Source organism: Lentzea rhizosphaerae (assembly GCF_042649515.1).
Classification (GTDB): Bacteria; Actinomycetota; Actinomycetes; order Mycobacteriales; family Pseudonocardiaceae; genus Lentzea; species Lentzea aerocolonigenes.
On record NZ_JBHRZI010000040.1, the window covers coordinates 67,981 to 86,279 of the forward strand.

Here is an 18,299-nt window from a genome sequence, read left to right on the forward strand (position 1 = left end):
TCCGTCACGGCAGGCAACGTAAGTCTGCGCCAGGGCCATCCGGCCCCAGTTGGGCAAGACTTAGGCCCGCCCTAAACCTCTTTTATTGCATCAGTTTCGTATGCGTGGATTGTTCGCGTTGAGTCATCTCGATAGGGTCCGCGTATCAGTGCCGGGCATGACGTAAGGCGGCTTTCTTTGATCGGGCAGCGTGGACGACCGCCGTCGGATGCCGACCTGATCGATGCCGTCCGAGACGGCAAGGTCGAGGCGTACGGCACTCTTTACGAACGCCACAAGCGATCCGCGAACCTGCTGGCGATGCAGCTGTCCACGTCCTCCGCGGACGCCGACGACCTGGTGTCCGACGCGTTCGCCAAGGTGCTCACCGCGCTGCGGTCCGGCGGCGGTCCTGGTTCGGCGTTCCGGCCGTACCTGCTGACCGCGGTGCGTCACGCGGCGTACGACCGGACGCGCAAGGAGAAGCGGCTCGAACTGGCGGGCAACGTCGAGGAGGTCCCCGGCGCCACGAGGGCGACCAGCGTTCCCTTCCGGGACAAGGCGGTGGAGGACCTCGACCAGGAGCTGGCCGCCTCCGCGTTCGCCACGCTGCCCGAACGGTGGCAGACCGTGTTGTGGCACACCGCGATCGAAGGTCAGTCCCCCGGCGAGATCGCGCCGCTGCTGGGTCTGACCGCGAACGGCGTGTCCGCCATGGCGTTCCGCGCCCGGGAAGGCCTGCGCAAGGCGTTCCTCCAGGCGCACGTGAACCAGGAGCCCGCGGAACGTTGCCGTGCGACGGTGACGAAGCTCGGCGCGTGGACGCGAGGCGGGCTCAAGGGACGGGAGGCCGTCCAGCTCGACGCGCACATGGACGACTGCGCCGAATGCCGCAAGCTCGCGAGCGAACTGTCCGACGTCAACGGTGCGTTGCGCGGTCTCGTCGCCCCCATCGTGCTCGGCACGGGCACCGCCGGTTACCTGGCTGCGGCCGCGACCGCGACCAAGGGTGCCATCACGATCAGCGCGGCGTCCTGGGTCGGGGTGGCCGCCTCGGCCGCGGCGGTCGTGGTCGTCGCCGCGTCGGGTGTGGTCACCTCCGACAACCCGTCCGACACCCCCGGCGCCGCACCACCGGTCGGGTCGAGCACCTCGGCGAGTGCCACCGCGCCGACCGGTTCGTCGTCCGGTGTCGGACCGACCTCCGGCAACACGCCGACGGGCAGTGCCGCCGGTACCGCCCCACCGGTCGGGTCCAGCGCGGCGAACCGGCCGGCGCCGACCATCTCGTCGGTCGCGTCCGCCGGGGAAGGCCGGCTGTCGGCGTCCGCGCCCAGCGAGATCGCCATGGCGACCGAGGGCCCGCCCAACGAGATGAACATCAGCTTCACCAACACCGGAACAGGCCCCACCACCCTGCCAACGTTGACGTTGACCATGCCCGACAAGATCAAGACCGTTGGGCCGGGCAAGCTGTCCGCGGGGTTCGTCGGCTGCCCGGCGGGCAAGGGCACCATCACGTGCGAGGGCGGCGAGACGCTGGAACCGGGCGAGACCGTCACGTTCCGGGCTCGCCTGCAGGCCGGGAACAAGGCGGGGGACGGCGTCATCACCGGTGTCGCGGGCTCCGTCGAGCTGAGCATCACGATCACCATCAAGTAGCGGGCGAATTCCACTTCGGGCAGCAAGATCGGGCCCGGCGACGCACCATGAGCGGGTGGAGGAGCTCACGGCGGCGCTGACCGGGCTGGAGGCGCCGTTCCGCACGCTCGTGGACGACTCGGAGTGGGCGCACGCGAGCATGGAGGGCCTGGTCCTCGACATCGGCACGTGGTGGACCGCCAACGCGCGCACGCGACTGCAACCGCAGGTGACGTTCAGCGATGCCTTCAGCGAGGCGGCGCGTCATCAGGGCGGTGTGTACGTCGAGGGGTACGTGTGGACCGACGGCGGTCCGGTCGCCGCGGCGTGGTGCGGTCAGGGCGAAGTGGTCGTGTACGGCCCACGGGCACACGCGTACCTCGGGGTGCCGTTGTCACCGCACTTCTGCCGCCGGACGCAGCAGCGCAACGGCACGGCGGCGGTGCTGATGAGCAAGCACCCCAAGCTGTTGCCGTTGCTGCGGGACGGGCTGCCGCGCGGTGCCGTGCTCCCCGGCGGCAAGCCCGGTCCGCGCTCACTCGGTGCCTAGCGCGGCGAACCTCTCTTCGGCCTCTTTCCGGTGCCGGGCCGCCTCGGCGGGGTCCGCGACCGCCTTCGCGAGGTGCTTGTGCGCGTTCGCGGCCTCACGCCGGTCGTCGATCCGTTCCGCGAGGTCGAGCGCCTCCCGCAACGGTGCCAGGGCTTCCTCGGGACGTCCGGCCGCGGTGAGCACGTCGCCGAGGTAGTTGAGCACCACGGTCTCCGTGGTGACGTCCCCGATCGCGCGCACGGCCGCGAGCGCCGAGCGCAACGCCTCCAGCGCCTCCTCGTGTCTGCCCATGGCGTGCAGGATCATGCCCAGCGCGCTCTGGGTGTCGGCCTCGTCGCGGCGGCTGCCCATCTCGCGCATCAGGGTGAGCGCCGACGTGCAGGCCTCCAGCGCCTCGTCGTAGCGGCCGAGCGCGCTGTAGATGTTGCTGACGTTGCTCATCGCCTGGGACTCGAGGTGGCGGTCACCCAGCTCCCTCGCCACGGTGATCGCCTGTTCCAGCAGCTCGGCGGCCTCCGCGTGCCGTTCGAGCGTCCGGTACACCAGCGACAGGTTGTTCAGCGTGCCGGCGACTCCCTGCAGGTCGCCCTGCTCGCGGAGCATCTCGATCGCGCGCTCGTTGTAGTAGATGGCGTCCTGATAGCGCGCCGTCTGCCAGAAGACCATCGCGTAGTTCTTCGTGGTGATCGCGAGCGCGGCCGGTTCGTCCTTCGCGGCCTCCAGCGCCAGTTCGTTGATCGTGGCCCAGTCACGGGTGTGGCCGCGCACCATGCAGAAGAACGTCATCGCGCGCGCGAGCTGCCACGTGTGTGTGCGCCAGTCACCGCCAAGTGAGAGCGCCACGGCGGCGACGAGCGTCTGTCGTTCGGTTTCCAGCCACTCGACGGCGTGGTCGTAGTCGCGCAGCACGAGCCGCGACTCGGGCCGGTAGGTGATGTCGACCTCGTACTTGCGGGCCGCGGGCGACATCAGCCGGGTGGCCTGGTTCGCCGTGTCCAGGAAGTGGTCGAGCAAACGGGTGAGCGGCTCGCGCGACGAGTCCACCCTGGACTGCGCGTACTGCCGGAGCAGGTCGTGCATCCGGTAGCGGCCGAGCGTGGTCGCCTCCAGGAGGTGCACGTCGACGAGGTCCTCGAGCATCCCGTCGCACTCCAGCAGGTCGAGCTCGCCCAGCGCGGCCGCCTGGTGGACGTCGAAGTCCGTGCCGTGGTGCAGGCCGAGCAGGCCGAAGAGCCGCTGGTGTCCTGCGGGGAGCTGGCCGAACGACAACGCGAAGACCGCGTCCAGTTCGGATAATCGTCCCTCGCGCAACCGCGTCGCGAGGTGGGCGGTGGTCCAGGTCGGGCGGCTGCGCAACCGTCCGGCGGCCAGGCGCACAGCGAGGGGCAGCCTGCCGCACAGCTCAACCACTTCGCGTGCCGCGTCGTCCGTGCCGCGTTCGTCGCCCACGATCGTGGCGAACAGCTGCAACGCCTCCGCCTCGGACAGCACGTCGAGGGTGAGCGTCGACGTGCCCTCCAGCTCGACCAGCCGCGCACGTGACGTGACCAGCACCAACGAGCCGGGAACGCCCGGCAGCAGAGGCCGCACCTGGTCCGCGCTCGCCGCGTTGTCCAGCACGACCAGGAGCCGTCGCCGGGACAGCTCCGCCCGCCACAGCGAGGCCCGTTCGTCCAGGCCTACCGGGATCTCCTCCAGGCCGAGCGCGCGCAGCAGCACGTCGAGCGCGTCTGTCGGCTCTACGGGTGCACGGCCCGCAGTGTGCGCGTGCAGGTCGACGAACAGCTGACCGTCCGGATATTCCAGGCGGTGTGCCAGGTGGACGGCCAGGGTCGTCTTGCCGACGCCGGGCATGCCGTCGATCGCGGAGATCACGACGGCCGACTTGCCGGTGACGGCCCTGGTCAGCCGTTCGATCTCGGCGGTGCGGCCGGTGAAGTCCGCGACGTCGCGAGGCAGGGTGTTCAGCGCGGGCCTTGGTTCGTCGCCGCGCAGCAGCCGTTCGTGCAGTTCCCGCAGGTCAGCGCCCGGATCGGTGCCCAGTTCGTCGGCCAGCAGCACGCGCAGTTCCTCGAACGCCTGCAACGCCTCCGCCGGCCGGTTCGCTCGCTGCAACGCGTGCATGAGCTGCAGCCACAGCTGTTCGCGCAACGGGAACTGCTTGGTCAGCCGCCGCAGCTCGGCGATCAGCCGTTCGCCCTGCCCCAGCTCGATGGCGAGGCGCGCGTGCTGTTCGGCGACGGTGAGCCGGCGTTCCTGCAGCAGGGTCAGCTCGGCCTCCAGGCGCGGCCCGACCGTGAGTCCGTCCAGCGCAGGGCCCCGCCACAACGCCAGGGCCTGTTCGTACTGCGAGACCGCCGCGCGGTGATCACCTTGCTTCAGCGCCTCGTCACCGGCGGCGCACAGCCGTGCGAACACGCCGACGTCGACCTCGTCGTCCGGCACCATGAGCCGGTAACCGCCGGGTACCGTGACGAGGTCGTCCAGCACCAGCTTGCGCACGGCGGCCACGTACGTGCGGATGTTCGATTCCGGCGCCGCTGGCGGAGACTCCCACACGGCTTCAACCAGATGTTCAAAACTGACCGTGTCGTTGGCGTGCAGTGCCAACGCTGCCAGCAGTGCCCGTTGCCGGGGTCCACCCAGCCGCAGTTCGACGCCCCCACGCCAGATCTGCAGCGGCCCAAGAAGCCGATAGCGCACTGACCCTCCTCGGGACGGCATCGTGCCAGACCACGGGGCGGCTGTGCGGAACTTGTGCGGGATTTGTGCGGGCGATCTTCGAAACTCTTGGCATGGCGAGATCATGGAACGGCCAAGCGGCCTAAGATGACTGCATGACCGAGACGGCGAAGCGACGTCCCGGCACCCGGATCGAAGAGGTCGCGCGGGTGGCCGGGGTGTCGAAGTCGACCGTCTCGCGCGTCATCAACGACGAGCAGTACGTCAGCGCCAAGTCGCGCGAGGCCGTGCACGCCGCCATCGCGCAGCTCGGCTACAGCCCGAACCAGGCCGCCCGCGCGCTGGCGGGCAACCGCGCCAACGCCATCGCCCTCGTCGTCTCCGAACCGACCGGCCGGGTGCTGGGCGACCCGTTCTTCGCGGGCGTCCTGCGCGGGGTCCACTCGGAACTGGCCGGGCGGCACATGCAGCTGCTGCTGATGATGACCCAGCCGTCGGACACCGACGACCTGGTCACGTACCTCAGCAGCGGGCACGTGGACGGCGCGTTGCTGGTGAGCCAGCACGGCGAGGACCCGCTGGTGCCGATGCTCGCCGAGATCGGCCTTCCGGTGGTGTCCGGCGGCCGCCCGCTGGGGATGGCCGTGCCGTTCGTGGACGCCGACAACTTCACCGGAGCGCTCGAAGCCGCGCGGTACCTGGCCTCGTTGGGCCGCAAGCGGATCGCCACCGTGGCGGGCCCGAAGGACATGGCCGTCGGCGCGGACCGCCTGAGCGGGTTCAAGCGCGGGCTGAGCGAGGCCAAGCTCCCCACCGGCCTCGTGGCACACAGCGACTTCACGCCGGAGAGCGGCGCCAAGGCGATGGAACGGTTGCTGCGCAAGGCCCCCGACCTCGACGCGGTGTTCGTCGCCGCGGACATCATGGCCCTGGGCGCGCTCCAGGTCCTGCACGCGCACGGCAAGCGCGTCCCGGAGGACGTGGCCGTGGTCGGGTTCGACGACTCGGTGTTCGCCGCGACCGCGACACCGCCGCTGACGACGATCCGGCAGGACGTCGAGGAGCTGGGCCGCACGATGACGTGGCGGCTGCTCGCGGAGCTGGCGGGCGAGGCGGGGCTGCCGCCGTCGTTGCTGCTGCCGACGTCGCTGGTCCGTCGAGCGAGTGCCTGATCTTCACTCGTTCGGCCCAGTCCGGACGCACTCCCGGTAACACCTGAAGCAATCCCCCGATGGTCAGGCGGTACCGCCCCCACCCCCGAGGGAGTTGCGACAGTGATCGAGAACTCGGCCGCCGGTCTGGTGATGGTGCCCGGCGAGGTGACGGTGACCGTCACCGGTGAACAGCACCACCAGGAGACGCTCGCGAGGTACGCGGTTCCGGACGGTGTGGCACGGCACGTCGCCGTGCACCTGACGTGGTGCACGATCGCCGCCGGCAAGTACCGCGGTCAGCGCGGGATCGAGGTGCGGCTCGACGGGTACCGCGTCGGCGAGCTGACTTTCCTGATGTCGCAACGGTATGCGCCCGTGCTGATGCACGTGGAGTCCGGCGGCGGGGCGACCGGGTGCGCGGCGTTGGTCCAGCGGGGCGGCAACGGGCTGTTGCAGATCGTGCTGCGGATGCCGCGGGACGTTCCTCGTGGTGCGGTGGTGCCGGTCGCGGGCTCACGGTCGTGGGTGCCGCCGGTGGCCATCGGTGCGGCGAGTCTGTTCGCGTTCTTCATCGCGATTGTTGTTGTTGCAGGGGTGATGAGCAGTCCGTCCAACGTGAACAAGGCGGCCGGGCTCACGACTACGGCCGTGCCAACCACCACGACACCTGCGGCGACTACGAGCAGTCCGACGTCGACCACCACCACGACAACGACTACTACTACTCCCCCTGCGGTCGCACAGCCGAAGCCTCAGCCCAATCCCCAGCCGCAGCCCAACCCGCAACCTCCGGCACCAGCCCCGCAGCCCGCCTGCGACAAGAACTACAGCGGTTGCGTGCCGATCGCATCCGACGTGGACTGCGCCGGTGGAAGCGGAGACGGGCCCGCCTACGTGACAGGCCCGATCCGCGTCGTCGGTACCGACATCTACAGGTTGGACAGCGACAAGGACGGCATCGCCTGCGAATGACTCAACGCTGGACGAAGACGCTCTTCGCCGGGAACGTGATGTCGGCCTGGCCGGTCTTGCCGTCGATCGGGTAGGGCCGGCCGGTGCAGTCGTCGCTCGCGAACAGCGACGCCGTCTTGGTGCTGTTGTTGTAGGCCGAGCGAATGCGGTCGCCCCAGCCGTGGTCGACGAGGTCCACGCACACCGACGAACCGAGCGGCACGGCGTTGAACCTCTGGCCCTCGTAGTTGGTCTGGTCCCACGCGCAGAACGCGTCCGTGAACGGACAGTCCGGCACGGCGGCGTGGGCGGCTGGCGTGACGGCGAGACCCGCCAGAGCGCACAGCAGAACAGCGATCTTCTTCATGGTTCCTCCCCAGGTTCCCCTCTCTTGGCACCCTGCCGCCCTTCCCGTTGCCAGGTCAAGGATTCGCGGAACGTGAACTCAATTGGTGTAACGGCACCACGCGGTCACAATGATCAGGTGGAGATGCCGGAAGAGATCGTGCGCGCGGTCGGCGCGGACGCGGTGTGGTCGGCTGACCACGAAGGACTGTCCGGCGAGACCTGGCGGGCGGGTTCCTGTTACGTCAAGCGCGCGGGGTCGGCCGAACACGACCGGTTGTTGTGGCTGGGCAAGCACTTGGAGGTGCCCGAGATCCGGGCGTTCGCGGACGGCTGGCTGGTGCTGGCGGACGTCGGCGCACCGTCGCTCGCCGCCGTGGAACCGGTGGTGGCCGGGTCCGTCATGGGTGCGGTGCTGCGCGCGCTGCACTCGTTGCCGGTGGCGTCGTGCCCTTATGACGCAAGGATTCCTGTTGTGCTGGAAATGGCCAGGCGCAACGTCGAGGCCGGCCTCGTGGACCCGGACGACTTCGACGACGACAACCGCGGTGTCACACCCGAGGAACTGCTGGAGCGTTTGGCCGCGACGGCTCCGGACGACGAGGACCTCGTCGTGGCGCACGGGGACTTCTGCCCGCCGAACGTGCTGCTGCGCCGGGACGGCTCGACCGTGCTGATCGACGTGTCGCGGCTGGGCGTGTCCGACCGGCATCGCGACCTCGCGCTCGTACACCGGGAACTGGACGGGGAGGCCGCAGCCGCGTTCGACCGCGCCTACGGCCTCGTCCCCCGCCCGGACAGGCTCGAGTGGTACCGGTTGCTCGACGAGTTCTTCTAACCGCGCTCGTACGGCGTCTTCTCACCGGCCTCGACCGCGAACGGCAGTCGGTTGCCGGCAGGCGGCAGCGGGCAGGTGGCGAAGTCGGTGAACGCGCACGGCAGGTTCGTCGCGCGGTTGAAGTCGAGGACGACCTTGCCGTCCACCGGGGTCGCCGCCAGCGATCGGTTCGCCGCGTACGTGGTGACGCCGCTCGTCTCGTCCGTGAAGAGGATGTTCAACCCGCCGTTGCGGCCGTTGAACGCCGTGAGTGTGTGTTCGGTGCCGTTGAAGCTGAACCGCACACGGCCCGGTGCCTCGTACACGTGGCTAAGTCCTTCCACGACCGCACCGACCGTCGTGGGGATGGGTGCGTCGAACGGCTGGTACTCCCCCTCCAGCACCCACTGCTCTTGTGGTTCGTACGACGGCACGCCGCGGAAGTTCCGGAGCACCTCAGCCTTCGGGTCGTGCACGCGGATCAGGTACCCGCCGCGCCGCGCGATCTCGATCTCGACGTCGCCCGCCTCGACGCGCGTGCCGGGACCGCTCTGGACGAGTTCGAACCGCTGTGGTTCGCCGTCGTTCTGCCAGTACGCCGCGTCGTCGTCTTGCCACCACACGCCCGGTAGCCCGTCATAGGCGCGTGGGGTGGTTTCCAGCCAGTCGAGTGAAACCAACGCAAGCCACCCGTACGGGTCGGCCAGCGTCTTCTCCCGCTCGGTCTTCCAGGTCTGCCAGTCCTGCGCGAAGCCGCTCATGGTCGTGCCAACGACGAGCGCGCGGACCGGCTTCCCCGTTCCACTCCTTGAGACCCACCTGGGAGTCGAACCCAGTGCCAACGCTGTTGCAGAGCGTTTCACGACCGTCGTGACGTGGGTCGGACATCGCGCGTCCTGGTGTCGAACCAGGCACTTCGGGCTTATGAGACCCGAATGACCACCGGATCACGCGCGATGGGGTGACCGACCGGACTCGCACCGGCTTCGACCAGGACCACGACCTGGCGCCTCGACTGCTTCGGCTTCGGTCACAGCTGCCCGTCGAGGACTCGAACCTCGATCTCCGCGTCCAGAGCGCGGCGTCCGTGCCGATTGGACCAACGGGCAACAAAAAAGCCGCCTCGTCGCTGCGGCGACGGGACGGCTCCCCGGAAGGCACGGATCAACTCATGCCGGGGAGCACCAGACGTGCTGATGACACATGTGCTGCATCACGGCTGGCCCCTTCCTCCGGTTCGTTGAGATCCACTCTGACGGATGGCGCCGCACGGCCGCAACGCATTATCCGTGCCTGCAAAAGATTGCAGAACATCAGCTTCTTCTTTAGTAAACCTCAAGCCGACTTGCGGAAAACTTTTGCAACGTCTTTCCTGGAGCGCTGACACACCCCATCGGAAGGCATGGACATGTCCCAGGACTGGTGGCGCCACGCCGTCATCTACCAGGTCTACGTGCGCAGCTTCGCCGACTCGAACGGCGACGGCATCGGTGACCTGCCCGGCATCCGCTCGCGTCTGCCCTACCTCCGCGACCTGGGCGTCGACGCCGTCTGGATCACACCGTTCTACGCCTCGCCGATGGCCGACGGCGGCTACGACGTAGCGGACTACCGCGCCGTCGACCCCCAGTTCGGTGGACTCGACGACGTGCGCGCGTTGGTCGCCGACGCGCACACGCTCGGTATCCGGGTGATCGTCGACATCGTGCCGAACCACAGCTCCGACCAGCACGAGTGGTTCCAGGAGGCGCTGGCCGGACGCGGCCGCGAGCGCTACATCTTCCGCGAGGGCATCGGCGACCAGCCGCCGAACGACTGGGAGTCGGTCTTCGGCGGACCGGCGTGGACGCGGGTCGAGGACGGCTCCTGGTACCTGCACCTGTTCGCGCCCGAGCAGCCCGACCTGAACTGGGACCTGCCGGAGGTGCGCGAGGAGTTCCGCGACGTGCTGCGGTTCTGGCTGGACCTCGGTGTCGACGGCTTCCGGGTCGACGTGGCGCACGGGATGATCAAGGCTCCGGGCCTGCCGGACATCGGGCACGCGGACCAGCTGAAGCTGCTGGGCACGGAACCGTTGCCGTTCTTCGACCAGGACGGCGTGCACGACATCCACCGCGAGTGGCGCGAGGTCGTCGACTCGTACGAGGGCGAGCGTGTCCTCGTGGCGGAGGCGTGGACGCCTTCGGCCGAGCGCACGGCGATGTACCTGCGCGCGGACGAGATGCACCAGGCGTTCAACTTCCACTACCTGACCGCGGAGTGGAACCACGACGCCCTGCGCTCGGTGATCGACTCGTCCCTGGCGGCGGTGGCCCCCGTGGGCGCCCCTACTACGTGGGTGCTCTCGAACCATGACGTGCAACGGCACGTGACGCGCTACGGCGGCGGAGAAACCGGCGTGCGCCGAGCGCGCGCTGCACTGGCGTTGATGCTGGCGTTGCCGGGATCGGTCTACCTGTACCAGGGCGAGGAACTGGGCCTCCCCGAAGTGCTCGACCTGCCCGACGAGCTGCTCCAGGACCCGATGTGGGAGCGCTCCGGCCACACCGAACGAGGCCGCGACGGCTGCCGGGTGCCGCTGCCGTGGACCACCTCGGGCCCGTCCCTCGGCTTCGGCACCGGCGGCTCGTGGCTGCCGCAGCCGCTCGACTGGGCGAAGCTCAGCGTCGAGGCGCAGACCGGCGACCAGGACTCGATGCTGTCCTTCTACCGCAACGCTTTGCGCGTGCGCCGCGAGCACCCGGCCCTGGGCGCGGGCGACGGCGTCACGTGGGTGGACGGCCCCGAGGGCGTCCTGTGGTTCGAGCGCCGCGCCGAAGACCGCGGCATCGCCTGCGCGGTGAACCTCTCCGGCGAGGTGGTGGCCCTGCCCGACCCGGGCGCCGCCCTGCTGGCCTCGTCGTACTACGGCGTGCGCGACGGCCAGCTGCTCCTCCCTCCGGACACCGCGGTCTGGTGGGAGCTCTGACCAGCGACTTCACCTGATCGCCAAAAACTGTCAGACCCCCTGAGTACGGTCCGTGGACATCAGCTTCCGACCGGATTCAGGGGGTTCAGCAGTGCGCAGGTGGGAGCTCGTCGCGGGCGGTTCCGCGAAGTTCTGGGAGATCGGCCGCACCGGCACCGAGGTGACCGTCCGCTTCGGACGGCTGGGCACCGCCGGCCAGACCCAGACGAAGGAACTGGCCTCAGAGGACGCGGCCGCCGCGCACGTCGCGAAGCTGGTGGCAGCAAAGGAGAAGAAGGGCTACCAGAGCGTCGCCACCGCGGCCGCCGAACCAGCCGCAGCGACCACGCCGCGTCTCACCGCAGCGTCCACCCAGCCTCCCGCAGCCACCACGCCGCCCGCCGCACCTCCCACGGCCACCACCGCTCCCCCTGCACCTCCCACCACCTCAGTCACCCCTCCCCCGGACGAGGAAACCTGGATCATGCCGGCGCACTGGCTCAACCAAGCGATGCGCCGAAGAGACGTCAGACCGTGGCCGAAGTTCGCGCCCGACCCCACGAAGGCGCAGCAGTTCCGCACCCACATCACCACCCAGACCGACAAGATCGACGAGGTCCTCACGCACCCGTCGTCGCACCAGGCCCTCGTCCGCGCACTGCGGGACCAGCTCGAAGGCCGCCCCGACCCGCTGGGCGCCGCCATCCTGGCCAGGGTCGCCGAAACCGAAGACTCGCCCCTGCACTGGTGGATCGAGGAGTTCGGCCTCCCGTTCGCCGCCACCGCGGCCGTGCACCTCGCGACGGTGCACGTCAACAACTGGAAGGACTGGCAGACCCAGAACTGGTTCGGCAACCACCTGCACCACTCCCTGCCGCACCACCTCTCCGAAGACACCTTCGAGGGCCGCACGCTGGTGCTGGCCAGAACCGCACTCGCCGTGACCGACGACGAGACCTACGACCAAACCCTGGTGGAGCTGGACAAGGTCGGCACCACGTGGTTCGGCCAGGTGGCTCGCGCGTTCCTCGCCCCGACGCGGCACGACTGGTTCGAGGAGGCGAACGCGGCGGACCACGCGCCGTACTGGATGGTGCACTGCGCGGCGAGCACGGCGGAGCAGTTCGGGCGCCTGGAACAGGGACACCTGATCTGGTCGCCGATCGGCATGTGCACCGCGATGTACCTCCTCGGTCCCGCGCTCGCGCCGCTGCTGGACGCCGAGCTTCGGGCAAAGGTCGAGTGGGGCTCGGAGTGCCGCAAGCTGGCGCTCGAGATGCTCGCCGCGCTGCCGACCGATCAGGCCTTCATGATGCTGCTGAACCGGTTGCAGGAACGGTACGTGCGGCCCGCACTGCTGTCCGCCATGGCCTCGTTTCCCGCACGGGCCGCGCGGCTGATGGCGCCCCGCGCCGCCAACGACCCGGACGTCCGCAACCTGTTGCGGGCTCACCTGCTCAGGCATCCCGGCATCGAGCCGCCGGTGCCGTTGCCCGCAGCAGTGCCGGACGCACCGGCCTCCGCACTCCCGCGGGTGCTGGCCGAGCCGCCGTGGACGCACCGGCGCCCGCAGCCGAAACCCGTGGTGTTGAAGGACGTTCCGGTGCCGGCCGCCCACCTGACGTGGCTGCCCGGCGAGCGCGAGGAGTGGCGGGAGCTCAGGGGCTACTGGACCACGCAGGTCCAGAACTGGAAGGCGATGGCCGCGGCGATCCGGGCTCGCGACCACCGCTACCACGACCACAGGCTGTTCGAGGCGGGTCCGGAGGAGATCGCCCTCCCGCTGCTCGCGGACTGGGTTCCCGGCGACACCTGGGGCAGCGAGCACTGGGGCAAGCGCATCACGGGCAGGTTCGGCATGGACGCCCTGCCCGCGATGCTGCGCCTGGCCGCGCGGGATCCGCACGTGTCGGGTGTCGTTCTGCTGCCGTACGCAACGCCCGAGGTCGCCGACATGATGGCCGACTGGCTGGCACGCCTCAAAACGGCGCGCGCGTTCGCCATCACCTGGCTGGCCCGGCATCGTGAGGCCGCAGCCCGTCTCCTGTTGCCGCCGGCCCTCGGCGTGGCAGGTCCCAGACGCCGCAACGCGGAGCTCGCGTTGCGGCACCTCCACCTGGAAACCGGTGTCGACGTCATCGCCGTCGCCACCTCCGTCAGCGCCGAGGCAGGCGCCGCTGTCCGCACGCTCATCGAGATCGACCCGCTCGACGTCCTCCCGGCGAAGCTACCGGTGATCGGCGACTGGGCCGACCTGAAGCTGCTCCCCCAAGTGCTGCTCGAGGACGGCGCCACCGCGTTGTCCGCAGACGCCGCGAAAAACCTCCTGATGACCGCCGCGCTGTCCAAACCGGACGCGATCTACCCCGGCCTGCCGCTGGCCGTGGAGGTGTGCGACCGCGCCTCGCTCGCCGAGTTCGCGTGGGCGGTCTTCGGTTGCTGGCAGGACGTGGACGCGCCGTCGAAGGACGCCTGGGTCCTCACCGCGCTCGGCTGGTTCGGCGACGACGAGACGGTGCGCCGCCTCTCGCCGCTCATCCGCGCCTGGCCGGGCGAGAGCCAGCACGCGAGAGCCGTCACGGGCCTCGACGTCCTCGCCCAGATCGGCAGCGAGGTGGCGCTGACCCACCTCAACAGCATCGCGGAGAGGGTGAAGTTCAAGGGCCTCAAGGCCCGCGCCCAGGAGAAGGTGTCCGACATCGCCGCCGCACTGGGCCTGAGCCGCGACCAGCTGTCCGACCGCCTGGTTCCGCGCCTGGGCCTCGACGACGCCGCGACGCTGGTCGTCGACTACGGACCGCGCCGGTTCACCGTGGGCTTCGACGAACAGCTCAAGCCCTACGTCCTCGACGCGGAAGGCAAGCGCCGCAAGGACCTCCCGAAGCCGGGCGCCAAGGACGACCAGGAGCTGGCGCCCAAGGAGCACAAGCGCTTCGCCGTGTTGAAGAAGGACGTCCGCACCATCGCGTCCGACCAGATCCACCGCCTCGAACGGTCGATGGTCGACCAGCGCACGTGGACCGCCGAGGAGTTCCACACGGTCCTGGCCGGCCACCCGCTGCTCTGGCACCTGGTCCGCCGCCTGGTCTGGATCACCGACGCCGGCCTCTCGTTCCGCCTGGCCGAGGACCGCACGCTCGCCGACGCCGAGGACGACGAGATCACCCTGCCCGAAGGCGCCACCGTGCGCGTGGCCCACCCGGTCGACCTGAGCGACACCCTCCAGACGTGGGGCGAGGTGTTCGCGGACTACGAGATCCTGCAACCCTTCGCCCAGCTCAACCGCCCGACGCACGCGTTCGCGCCCGGCGACAACGTCCCGCAGCTGGGCAGGTACGTCGACCGGGAGATGCCGGTGGGCAGGGTCCTCGCCCTCACCAAGCGGGGCTGGGTCCGCGGCGAACCCCAGGACAACGGCTGCGAGTCCTGGATGACCCGCCCGCTCCCGTCCGGCGGCGCCGTGGTCGCGTGCCTCGATCCCGGCATCACGGTGGGGATGGTGGACATGTTCCCCGAGCTGAAGTTCAGCTCGCTGTGGTTCTCGCCGAGCGGCGAAGGCAACTGGACCGCTCCCCGCAACGGCGGACCCGCCCGCTTCGACGTGGACGCCGTCACCGCCTCCGAGCTCCTCTCGGAGCTGGAGTCACTGCACGCGTGACGTTTCAGTTCTTTTGATCGGCCAACAAACTCCGGATCGGATTCAGGGGGTACGTCAGTGCGCAGGTGGGAGCTCGTGTCCGGCGGGTCGGCCAAGTTCTGGGAGATCGGGACGGACGGGGCGACGGTCACCGTCCGCTTCGGACGACTGGACACCGCCGGCCAGACCCAGACCAAGGAGCTCGCGTCCGCGGAAGCAGCCGAGGCGCACGCCGCGAAACTGGTGGCGGAGAAGGAGAAGAAGGGCTACCGAGCCGTCACCGGCGAGGTGTCCGTACCACCGGCTGCCGCCCCCACCGCGGCGAAGCCTGCCGCCGTCGACGAGGACACCTGGGTCATGCCCAAGGCGTGGCTCAGGGATGTCGTGCGGCAGCGCGGCTTCGACCCGGCACCGGTCTTCGCCGTCGACGAGGAGCTCGCGGCGACGGCCCGTCGCCGAGTGGGCAAACAGACCGCGACCACGATCGAACGAGTGCTGTCCGATCCCGCCTCCGAACCGGATCTCGTGCGGGCCGCACGGGAACACCTCGCCGGCCGGCCCGATCCGGTCGGAGCGGCTGCGATCGCGGCGATCATCGCGAGCGGCCTGGAGTCCGTGCACGCCTGGATCGCCGACCACGGCGTCGTGTTCGCCGCCGAGGCGGCGGTCCACTTCACCGGCCTGGCCTCCGTCCCGGAGTGGATTCCGCACCAGCACACGTGGGGCAGCGAGCGGCTGCAGTCCCGTGGTGGCCACTTCCACATCATCTTCGACAGCGTCGAGGGCAAGATGCTCACGGCGGTCCGCTACGCGCTCGCGGTCGCGGACGACGCCGAGCGCGAGGCCGCCGAGGCCGTGCTGGACCGTCTCGGGGGCGCCAGCGCCAAGCTCTCCCGGGCGTACCTGGTGCCCTCCCGGGCCGACTGGTTCCAGCAGGCGTGCGACGAGCCGAACACGAACTCGCAGTGGTGGATGCTTCCCTGCAGTGCCGGCACCCAGGAGCAGTTCGAGCAGGCTCAGGCCACGGTGACCGCTCCCGCGTACTTGCTGCACACGGCGCTCTACGTCCTGGGTCCGGGGGTCGCTCCGTTGCTGGCGCAGGAACTCGACCGGAGCTACCAGCGCGCCGAGAGCCGCAAGCAGGCGTTGAAGGTGCTCGCGATGCTTCCCACCGACGAGGCCTTCACGATCCTGCTCGACCGGCTCGACACCAAGTACGTGCGCCCGGCGCTGTTGTCCGCCATGTCGGCGTTCCCCGCGCGGGCGGCGCGGCTGCTGGCGGAGCGGGCATCCGCGAACGCCGAGGTGCGGCAGTTGCTGAGCGTGCACCTGACGACGCACTCGCACCTGGAGGTGCCGGCCGGTTTCACCGCGATCGAGTCCGCCGCGCTCCCGGAAGCCCCGGCAGAACTGCTGCCGTCGCTGCTGGTTTCGCCGCCGTGGGTGCATCGCAAGCCGCCGGTGAAGCCCGTGGTGGTGCCGGATCTGCCGGCGCCGGCACCTTCGGTCGTCTGGGAGCCGGGTGAGCGGGAGGAGTGGCTCAGGTCCGGCGACTGGCACCACACCCACGTGCCCTGGCAGGACCTGTTGGCGGAGTTCAAGACGGGCCGGATCGGCTACCGCATGCGCGACCTGTTCGCCCAGGCGCCTGAGGACGAGGTGCGGCACCTGCTGGTCGGCTGGGAGCCGAAGCTCGGCTGGAGCGCCGAGGAAACGGGCAAGCTGCTGGCGGCCAAGTTCGGCTTCGACGCCCTGCCTCCGCTGCTGCGGATCGTCGAGTCGAACGCGAACACCGCCGTCGTCGTGCTGCCCTTCGCCACACCCGAAGTGGCCGCGCTGATGGCGGACTGGCTGGTGCGGCTCAAGCAGGTGCGCAAGGTCGCGCTGGACTGGCTGTCCCGGCACCGCGAGACGGCGGCCCGTTTCCTCATCCCCGCCGCCCTGGGCCAGCCGGGAGCACCACGGCGCAACGCCGAGACCGCCCTCCGCCACCTGCACGGCCTGGGAGTGGACGTGGTGGCGCTGGCACCAAACGCCGCAGCGGCCACCGCTCTCCAGACCTTCCTGGCCGTCGACCCCGTCGACGTGCTGCCCGCCAAGCTGCCGGTGATCGGTGAGTGGGCGGACACGAGGCTGCTGCCCCAGGTCCTCCTGAGCGACCGCAAGCACGCCCTGTCCCCCGAAGCCGCTCGCCACCTCCTGATGACGGCAGCCCTGTCCAAACCGGGTGACCTCTACGCCGGCCTGCCGGTGGCCCGCGACGCCCTCGACCAAGCCTCGCTCGCGGAGTTCGCGTGGGCTGTTTTCCAGCGCTGGCAGGAAGTAGGAGCGCCCTCGAAGGAGGGCTGGGCACTCACCGCACTCGGCTGGTTCGGCGACGACTCGACGGTCCGCGCGCTGTCGCCGCTGATCCGCAACTGGCCGGGAGAGAGCCAGCACGCCAAGGCCGTGACGGGCCTGGACGTCCTCGCCGGCATCGGCACCGAGGTCGCCCTGTCCCACCTCAACAGCATCGCCGAGAAGGTGAAGTTCAAGGGCCTCAAGACAAGAGCCCAGGACAAGGTCTCGCAGATCGCCGCCGAACTGGGCCTGTCCCGCGACCAGCTGGCCGACCGCCTGGTCCCCCGCCTGGGCCTCGACGACGAAGCCTCACTGGTGATCGACTACGGCCCGCGCCGGTTCACCGTCGGCTTCGACGAGCAGCTCAAGCCCTACGTCCTCGACCCGGACGGCAAGCGCCGCAAGGACCTGCCCAAACCCGGCGCGAAGGACGACCAGGACCAGGCACCACTGGAGCACAAGCGCTTCGCCGCCCTGAAGAAGGACGTCCGCACCGTAGCGTCCGACCAGATCCACCGCCTGGAACGGGCGATGGTGGACCAGCGAACGTGGACCGCGTCCGAGTTCCACACGGTCCTGACAAGCCACCCGCTGCTGTGGCACATCGTCCGCCGCCTGGTCTGGATCACCGGCGAGGGCGTCCCGTTCCGCCTGGCAGAAGACCGCACCCTCGCCGACTCGAGCGACGACGAGTTCACCCTCCCCGAGACCGCCGTGGTCCGAGTGGCCCACCCGGTCGACCTCCAGGACACGCTGGCGGCGTGGGGCGAGGTCTTCGCCGACTATGAGATCCTCCAGCCCTTCCCGCAACTGAACCGCCCGCTGCACGTGGTGCCGCCCGACGAGGACCTGTTGGCACACCTGAAGAAGTACTGCGACGTGCCCCACCCCATCGGGAAGATCCTCAGCATCACCAAGAAGGGCTGGCTCCGCGGCCAGCCGCAGGACGCGGGCGTCGAGTGCTGGATCACCCGCCCCCTGCCCTCCGGCGGCGCTCTGGTCGCCGACCTGGACCCCGGCATCGCGGTGGGCGCGATCGACGTCTTCCCCGAGGTCAAGTTCACCGGCCTGTGGTACTCGGCCACCGGCATGGCCTACTGGTCAGTGCAGAAGAACGCGCCGGCCACCCTCCAGGTCGACCCGATCACCGCCTCCGAACTCCTCTCCGAGCTCGAGTCGCTCCACACGTGACGCGCACTCAGGGGGTCTGATCAGGACTTTAAGCAGACCGTAAAGAATTGTCAGACCCCCTGAGT

General features: G+C 69.7%; 11 protein-coding genes and 1 tRNA gene. 8 read left to right on the forward strand and 4 right to left on the reverse strand.

Features of this window, described 5'->3' with window-relative positions:
* Positions 1–177: 177 nt before the first annotated feature.
* Together ACFOWZ_RS40250 and ACFOWZ_RS40255 are read left to right on the forward strand one after the other, a co-directional pair.
* The gene (locus ACFOWZ_RS40250; RefSeq protein ID WP_382379224.1) at positions 178–1,641 is read left to right on the forward strand and encodes a sigma-70 family RNA polymerase sigma factor; all 1,464 of its coding nucleotides are present in this window, start codon (positions 178–180) and stop codon (positions 1,639–1,641) included.
* A gap of 55 nt (positions 1,642–1,696) precedes the next feature.
* A complete protein-coding gene (locus tag ACFOWZ_RS40255) occupies positions 1,697–2,170 on the forward strand; it encodes a hypothetical protein (protein ID WP_382379225.1) in 474 nt (157 codons plus the stop codon).
* On the opposite strand, the gene ACFOWZ_RS40260 is transcribed toward ACFOWZ_RS40255, so the two are convergent.
* On the reverse strand, positions 2,156–4,873 hold the full coding sequence (locus ACFOWZ_RS40260) for an AfsR/SARP family transcriptional regulator (protein ID WP_382379227.1): 2,718 nt from the start codon (positions 4,871–4,873) through the stop codon (positions 2,156–2,158). The genes ACFOWZ_RS40255 and ACFOWZ_RS40260 overlap by 15 nt on opposite strands.
* Positions 4,874–5,007: 134 nt before the next feature.
* Here ACFOWZ_RS40260 and ACFOWZ_RS40265 point away from each other — a divergent pair, with 134 nt between their 5' ends.
* Both ACFOWZ_RS40265 and ACFOWZ_RS40270 read left to right on the forward strand, forming a co-directional pair.
* Positions 5,008–6,024, forward strand: a complete 1,017-nt coding sequence (locus tag ACFOWZ_RS40265; RefSeq protein ID WP_382379228.1) for a LacI family DNA-binding transcriptional regulator — start codon at positions 5,008–5,010, stop codon at positions 6,022–6,024.
* A 102-nt stretch (positions 6,025–6,126) separates the two neighbouring features.
* Positions 6,127–6,978 carry a hypothetical protein gene (locus ACFOWZ_RS40270; RefSeq protein ID WP_382379229.1) on the forward strand — a complete coding sequence of 284 codons (852 nt, stop codon included), beginning with the start codon at positions 6,127–6,129 and terminating at the stop codon, positions 6,976–6,978.
* A gap of 1 nt (position 6,979) precedes the next feature.
* Here the strand turns inward: ACFOWZ_RS40270 and ACFOWZ_RS40275 are convergent, their stop codons facing one another.
* Entirely contained in the window at positions 6,980–7,324 is a 345-nt protein-coding gene (locus tag ACFOWZ_RS40275; protein WP_382379230.1) for a peptidase inhibitor family I36 protein, read from the reverse strand.
* 123 nt (positions 7,325–7,447) lie between these two features.
* Here ACFOWZ_RS40275 and ACFOWZ_RS40280 point away from each other — a divergent pair, with 123 nt between their 5' ends.
* The gene (locus tag ACFOWZ_RS40280; RefSeq protein WP_382379309.1) at positions 7,448–8,140 is read left to right on the forward strand and encodes an aminoglycoside 3'-phosphotransferase; all 693 of its coding nucleotides are present in this window, start codon (positions 7,448–7,450) and stop codon (positions 8,138–8,140) included.
* Here ACFOWZ_RS40280 and ACFOWZ_RS40285 read toward each other — a convergent pair.
* Both ACFOWZ_RS40285 and ACFOWZ_RS40290 read right to left on the reverse strand, forming a co-directional pair.
* The gene (locus ACFOWZ_RS40285; protein WP_382379231.1) at positions 8,137–8,880 is read right to left on the reverse strand and encodes a DUF1684 domain-containing protein; all 744 of its coding nucleotides are present in this window, start codon (positions 8,878–8,880) and stop codon (positions 8,137–8,139) included. The two genes, ACFOWZ_RS40280 and ACFOWZ_RS40285, sit on opposite strands and share 4 nt — an antisense overlap.
* 275 nt (positions 8,881–9,155) lie before the next feature.
* A tRNA-Gln gene (locus ACFOWZ_RS40290) sits at positions 9,156–9,228 on the reverse strand.
* A 299-nt stretch (positions 9,229–9,527) separates the two neighbouring features.
* On the opposite strand from ACFOWZ_RS40290, the gene ACFOWZ_RS40295 reads away from it, so the two are divergent.
* The 3 genes from ACFOWZ_RS40295 (at position 9,528) to ACFOWZ_RS40305 (ending at position 18,234) form a co-directional block, all read left to right on the forward strand.
* A complete protein-coding gene (locus ACFOWZ_RS40295; protein WP_382379310.1) occupies positions 9,528–11,087 on the forward strand; it encodes a glycoside hydrolase family 13 protein in 1,560 nt (519 codons plus the stop codon).
* Positions 11,088–11,178: 91 nt separating this feature from the next.
* Positions 11,179–14,724 (forward strand): WGR and DUF4132 domain-containing protein, encoded by a 3,546-nt coding sequence (locus ACFOWZ_RS40300; protein ID WP_382379232.1) that lies wholly within the window; start codon positions 11,179–11,181, stop codon positions 14,722–14,724.
* Positions 14,725–14,781: 57 nt separating this feature from the next.
* Positions 14,782–18,234 carry a DUF4132 domain-containing protein gene (locus ACFOWZ_RS40305; protein ID WP_382379233.1) on the forward strand — a complete coding sequence of 1,151 codons (3,453 nt, stop codon included), beginning with the start codon at positions 14,782–14,784 and terminating at the stop codon, positions 18,232–18,234.
* The last annotated feature ends 65 nt before the right edge of the window (positions 18,235–18,299 follow it).